Origin of the sequence: Streptosporangium minutum (assembly GCF_002149035.1) — a bacterium.
GTDB lineage: Bacteria > Actinomycetota > Actinomycetes > Streptosporangiales > Streptosporangiaceae > Streptosporangium > Streptosporangium minutum.
Genome location: NZ_NGFP01000541.1, coordinates 1 through 638, shown reverse-complemented (window position 1 = coordinate 638; position 638 = coordinate 1). Strand labels below are relative to the sequence as shown.

1 protein-coding gene is annotated in these 638 nt (G+C 65.1%); it reads left to right on the top strand.

Translation table 11 applies throughout. From position 1 onward, the window contains the following. Positions 1 to 25: 25 nt before the first annotated feature. Positions 26 to 638, top strand: a 613-nt coding sequence (locus tag CA984_RS44270; RefSeq protein WP_341351775.1) for an AMP-binding protein, incomplete at its 3' end; no start/stop codon positions are given.

Below are 638 nucleotides of genomic sequence, written 5' to 3'. Positions count from 1 at the left end.
GTTGTTGCCGGCGCATCCGGCGTATGTGATTTTCACGTCGGGGTCGACGGGGCGGCCGAAGGGGGTGGTGGTTTCGCATGGGAATGTGACGCGGTTGCTGGTCTCGACGGAGGGGTGGTTCGGYTTCGACGAGACGGATGTGTGGGCGTTGTTCCATTCGTATGCGTTTGATTTTTCGGTGTGGGAGTTGTGGGGGGCGTTGTTGTATGGCGGGCGGTTGGTGGTGGTGCCGTTCGGGGTGAGCCGGTCGCCGGGGGAGTTCGTGGCGTTGGTGGCTGCGCAGGGGGTGACGGTGCTGAATCAGACGCCGTCGGCGTTCTACCAGTTCATGCGGGCTGAGCGGGAGGGKGCGGGGGTGGGGTCGTCGCTGCGGTATGTGATCTTCGGCGGCGAGGCCCTGGATCCGGGGCGTCTGGACGATTGGTATGACCGCCATCCCGAGACCGCGCCGGTGCTGGTGAACATGTACGGGATCACCGAGACCACGGTGCAYGTCACCTRTGCCGTGCTGGATCGGCGGGCGGCGGTGAGCGGGGTGGGAAGCGTTATCGGCGTGGGCATTCCCGATCTGCGGGTGTATGTGCTGGATGAGGGTTTGTGTCCGGTGCCGTCGGGGGTGGTGGGGGAGTTGTATGTGG